The sequence below is a fragment of the Paracoccus niistensis genome, from assembly GCF_042432925.1.
Taxonomy (GTDB): Bacteria; Pseudomonadota; Alphaproteobacteria; order Rhodobacterales; family Rhodobacteraceae; genus Paracoccus; species Paracoccus niistensis.
Map to the genome: position 1 here is coordinate 1 of NZ_JBHLWE010000031.1, position 5012 is coordinate 5012.

Annotated in this window: 6 protein-coding genes; 2 read left to right on the top strand and 4 right to left on the bottom strand. The window is 68.2% G+C overall.

All coding sequences use genetic code 11. The features are described from left to right. The 3 genes from ACFFII_RS10415 to ACFFII_RS10425 form a co-directional block, all read right to left on the bottom strand. A partial coding sequence (locus ACFFII_RS10415) for a hypothetical protein (protein WP_377698827.1) occupies window positions 1-222 on the bottom strand: 222 nt, incomplete at its 3' end. Between the two features lie 54 nt (window positions 223-276). Further along, a complete protein-coding gene (locus ACFFII_RS10420; protein WP_377698828.1) occupies window positions 277-1395 on the bottom strand; it encodes a zinc-binding metallopeptidase family protein in 1119 nt (372 codons plus the stop codon). 201 nt (window positions 1396-1596) lie between these two features. Then, the gene (locus ACFFII_RS10425) at window positions 1597-2664 is read right to left on the bottom strand and encodes a M42 family metallopeptidase (RefSeq protein ID WP_377698830.1); all 1068 of its coding nucleotides are present in this window, start codon (window positions 2662-2664) and stop codon (window positions 1597-1599) included. Window positions 2665-2846: 182 nt separating this feature from the next. Between ACFFII_RS10425 and ACFFII_RS10430 the strand changes: the two genes are divergently transcribed. Next, the gene (locus ACFFII_RS10430) at window positions 2847-3392 is read left to right on the top strand and encodes a DUF892 family protein (protein WP_377698833.1); all 546 of its coding nucleotides are present in this window, start codon (window positions 2847-2849) and stop codon (window positions 3390-3392) included. Between the two features lie 79 nt (window positions 3393-3471). Further along, on the top strand, window positions 3472-4215 hold the full coding sequence (locus ACFFII_RS10435) for a GDSL-type esterase/lipase family protein (RefSeq protein ID WP_377698835.1): 744 nt from the start codon (window positions 3472-3474) through the stop codon (window positions 4213-4215). Window positions 4216-4595: 380 nt separating this feature from the next. Here the strand turns inward: ACFFII_RS10435 and ACFFII_RS10440 are convergent, their stop codons facing one another. Continuing rightward, entirely contained in the window at window positions 4596-4754 is a 159-nt protein-coding gene (locus ACFFII_RS10440; protein WP_377698837.1) for a hypothetical protein, read from the bottom strand. Window positions 4755-5012: the final 258 nt, after the last annotated feature.

Below are 5012 nucleotides of genomic sequence, written 5' to 3' on the forward strand. Positions count from 1 at the left end.
GTGGCGGTCCAGAGAGCCGCCGTCGTCGCCATAGACCCGGAAGGTGATGCCCATCAGGCGGATGACCTGCTCGGCGGTCGAGACGCGCTCGGACAGCGCCTTGTCGTCCAGCGAGGCGAGATAGGAGGCCAGCGCGCGGGCGCCGGGGCGGGGCTGGCCGTCCGCCGAGATCAGCTCGTCATGGACACCTTCGGTCCCGTAGTCATCCCAGCAGATCGTCATGATGCTCCAGTTGCCTTGTCGAAAATTCTTGCACGGGGAATGGCGGCCCGGGCCTCAGGCCGGGGCGAGTTGGTCATGGTGGGTCGCGTGTCCCCCGGCCCCGCGCCCGGCGGCTTCCCCGGCGGACCTGATGAGCCGGTGCACGAAGCCCAGCTTCGTGACGACGGGCGGGGAGAGGACGAAGGGATACAGGTCCGGCTGCCCCATGCTGCGGTTGAGCGAGTTGACCGCCAGGGTCAGCGGGGTCCAGGCCGCCATCAGCCCTTCGACATCCGGGGCCCTGTAGGGGTCGAAGCAGGGCGGTGTCGTGGGTTCCCCCTGCGAGACGCCCGGGCGAAGCGACAGCCCATAGGCGCTCGCGGTCCCCAGCGTGTCCACGATATGCAGGTAATGCGCCCAGGTTTCGGCGAAATCCTCCCAGGGGTGGCTGGAGGCATAGGCCGAGATATGGCTGTCGCGCCAGTCGGGGCGCGGCCCCTTGTCATAATGCCGCTGCAGGGCCTGGGCGTAATCCTCGCGCTCGTCGCCGAACAGTTCGCGGAAGCGGGCAAGGGTGCCGGGATCGCTGTCGCGCACGAGGCGGTCCCAGTAGTAATGCCCGACCTCGTGGCGGAAATGGCCCAGAAGGGTGCGGTAAAGCTCGCTCATCCCCTCGCGGCGGCTTTCGCGTTCGGCATCGTCGGCCTCGGCGATGTTGATGGTGATCAGCCCCGCGTCATGGCCGGTCAGCACCTTGGGCGCATCGGGATCCTCGGGGTCGGAGAGCATGTCGAAGGCCAGCCCCTCGGGATGCTCGGCGCGCGTGGCAAGCGGCAGCCCGAACTGGATCAGGGAATAGAACAGCCGGTGCCTGGCATCCTCGAGCCGCCGCCAGCGCAGGAGATTGTCGGGGTCCGACAGGTCGGGGATCATCCGGTTGTGGCGGCAGGCCTCGCAGAAATCTTCCGGGGCATCGGCGGCGACCAGCCAGTTGCACACATCGTGGTCGGCGTTGCGGCAGAAGCGGTATCTGGCCCCGGGGTCGTTCAAGGGGCGCCACAGCTCGCCCTCGGGCTCGAGCGCCACCAGCGATTGCTGCGCCGCGACATAGCCAAGGCGGTGCCCGCAGCGCTCGCAGCTGCGGTTCTCGAAGTAAAGAGCCTGGCCGCAATTCTGGCATTCGAAAAGCTGCATCGGAGATCCTGAAAGCCGGGACTTCACGGCGCAGGCAGGGGCGCCTGACCGAGGATGTTCATCTAAGCTGTTCAAGCGCCGGAAGTTTCACGCGGGGCGGGAAGATAATGATAATCAAATGTTGGTCACATCTCCGTTCACCCGATTCCGTTCCGGAGGGAGGCAGGAGAACAGGGCGCCGCCCCTGCTGCCCCGTCCGCCTCAGCGCGGCGTGAAGTCCGTGTCGGGCGTGATCCGCCGGCAATAGGCGGCCATCAGGCGGGCGGTGGCTTCGAGATCGGACAGGCACAGCACCTCGCAGGGCGTGTGCATGTAGCGCAGCGGCACGTTGAGCAGGCCCGTGGCCATGCCGGCGCGGTTGATCTGCATGGGCTGGGCATCCGTGGGGGTGGCCCCTGCGGTGACATGGACCTGACAGGGGATGCCGTCCTGCTGCGCCGCCTCGACGAGAAGGGCGAAGACGGCCGGGTTGGTGTTGGCGCCGCGGTCGATGCCCGGGCCCTTCCCGAGTTCCAGCCTGCCATGGCGGGCCAGCCTGGCCTCGGGGTAGTCGGTGGCATGGCCCATGTCCACGGCCAGCCCGGACTGCGGCGCGACGCCGAAGGCCGCGGCCTGCGCCCCGCGCGAGCCGATCTCCTCCTGCACGGTCGCGACGGCATGAACGCCGACCTGCGGGTCGAGGCCGCCGTCTTCCCGCAACAGCCGCAGGGCTTCGGCGATGACAAAGACGCCGGCCTTGTTGTCGAAGGCCCGGGCGGCGGCGCGATCGCCCATCAGCATCTGGAACCCCTGCTGATAGGTCACGACATCCCCCAGCCCCACGATCGCCTCGGCCGCCTCGCGCGAGCCCGCGCCGATGTCGATCCACAGGTCCTGCATCTTCGGCTTCCTGTCGAGTTCGTCGGGCTCGAGCAGGTGGATGGCCTTGCGCCCCACCACGCCGGGCACCCGCTCGCGCCCGTGCACCCAGACGCGCTGGCCCAGGGGCGTCGTGCTGTCATGCCCGCCGACCGCGCTGAAATACAGAAGGCCGTCGTCCCCGACATGATGGATGATAAAGCCGATCTCGTCCATGTGCCCGGCTAGCATGATCTTCATGGGTGCCCGGGGGTTCAGCACCGCCGTGACATTGCCCAGCACATCGGTGCTCACCTCGTCGGCGAAGCGGCCCGCGTAATCGCGCCAAAGCCGCGCCACCGGCTGTTCATGCCCGCTGGGAGAGGGCGCGGCGATCAGGGAGGTCAGGAACTCCAGCGAGTCGGTCTGCATGTCGGAACCTCTTGGAACACATGGGTCGGGACGGCATCGCGGCGACAGGCCCGCCATTCCCGACGCAGGGAACGCACGGCAGGCCCCGCCCGCTCCGTCGGGACGCGGGACTGCGCGGATCTGCGGAACAAGTGGCGCGCTGCCGTGTTCGATCCCTGGACCGACAACACAGGAGGCCCGGGATGGCCTATACCGACACCAACGCGACCGGCTCGATGAACTCGGACCTGGCCAGGCAGCAGTATGTGATGGGCGTCCAGAGCGCCCATGCCCTGGAAAAGCAGGCGACCCAGCTCATCAACCGGCAGCTCGAGCGCATCGAAAGCTACCCCGAGGTGGCGGCGCTTCTGCAGCAGCACCTTGCGGAAACCGAGGTGCAGATCCAGCGGCTCGACACGATCCTCGGGGAACTCGGCTCCAGCCCCTCGATGATTAAGGATCTGGCGACCCAGATGTCGGGCAACATGGCGGCGATCATGCACACCGTCATGTCCGACGAGATCATGAAGAACCACTTCGCCAACGTGGCCTTCGAGGCCTTCGAGCAGACGACCTACCGTTCGCTGATCGCCATGGCGCAGACCGCGGGCTTCCCCCAGCACGTGTCCGCCTACGAGGCGACGCTGGCCGAGGAGGAAAAGACCTTCTCGACGCTTCTGGGCATGACCGAGCAGCTGACGGTCAAGTTCATGCAGCTGTCGGCCGAAGGCGAGCAGGCCAAGCGCTGAACCGGAAAACAGGAGGGCCCGCCCTAGCGGCCCTCCTGTCCCGCGGCCCCGGGCAGGGGGTGGCACAAGGGGAACGGGCATGAACCGGCGTCTCGGCCGGCGCGGCCTTCTTCTGTCCGCCGCCGCGTCCTGCGTTGCCGCCCCCACGCACGCACGGTCCGAAGGTGCCGCGCCCATGACCCATGTCGTCCTTCTGGGGGACTCCGTCTTCGACAACGCCCCTTACGTAGCCGCCGGGCAGGAGGTGATCGCGCATCTGCGCCGCCGCCTTCCGCCGGAATGGAGGGCCACGCTTCTGGCCCACGACGGGGCGGTGCTGGCCGGGCTGCGCGATCAGGTCCGGCAGTTCCCGCGTGACGGCACCCATCTTTTCGTCAGCGCCGGCGGGAATGACGCCCTTGGCTGGACGGGGGTCTTCGCGGACAGCGCCACGACCGTGGCCGGGGCCCTGATGCGGCTCGCCCGCCTTCGCCGTGAATTCGAGGGCCGCTACCGGGCCATGCTCGACGAGGTGCTGCGCCTGGGGCGCCCGACCGCGATCTGCACGATCTACGACGTCCGCTTCCCCGATCCGGCCTACCGCGAAACCGCCGTCACCGCCCTTGCCCTGCTGAACGACATCATCACCCGCGAAGCCGGGCGGCGCGGGCTGCCGCTTCTCGACCTGCGCGTCCTGCTCGACGAGGACGCGGATTTCGCCAATCCCATCGAGCCCTCCGCCCAAGGCGGCGACAAGCTCGCCCGCGCCATCCTGCGGGTGGTGGAGGGCCACGACTTCGCCACGCCGCGCGCCTGCATCTTCGCCGCGCCGGAACGGCCCTGAGCGGAGGCGGGGGCACAGGGGGTGTGCCGGGCAGAGGCTCGACAGGGCTGCCGCCGGTCGTCTTGCGCAACCGTGCCGCCGGAGGGGGCCGGGAGATGTCGGGGGGCTTCTTCTCCTGAAAGGCAGGACAAGGGGATCACCCCGATTCACCCGGCGATGCCCGTCGCCCTTTCCCCGCCTTCAGCGGTCCGCGTCAGTCTGCCGTCAGGTGGAACCCGCAAGAGGCCCTGAGGACGCGCCTTCATGGCAGCATGGGTTTCCCGCGCCCCGCGCCCATGTCGGCGCGAGGCGCGCGTCGAGGCAGCCTTGCCACAGGCCACGGACCGTGCCGCGGCGGGCCTGATGCAGGAACCGGCAGCGCCGTCCCGCGCCGTGGTGCGTCATGCGCCCCCGATCGGCGTCATCACCTTGCCGCTGCCCTCGCAGTCCGGGCAGGTCCTGCCATCGACCTTGCCGGTGCCGTCGCAGTTGCGGCAGGTGTTTTCGCCCGATCCCGGCGTTCCGGGAGGCACGGCTTCAGGGTTTTCCGTCTGGCTCACCGCAGGCACTCCTTTTCCATGGTCATCGAGGTCCTTGACCCGATCAACGGAAGCCGCCGATGTTTGTTCCCGGCACCTCCGCATGATCGGTCAGGCCTTGCCTGCGGCGTGGCATCCTCTCTGGTGCTCACGAGCGCGGGCCGCCATGGACATCGAATTTACATAACTCTGGTTACTGGAGTTCCAGTTCTGTCGGGGGGACGCGCTACCTTGGAGTGCGACTTTTGATCCTCAACAATGTGTTGGGCTTTGAAAGGA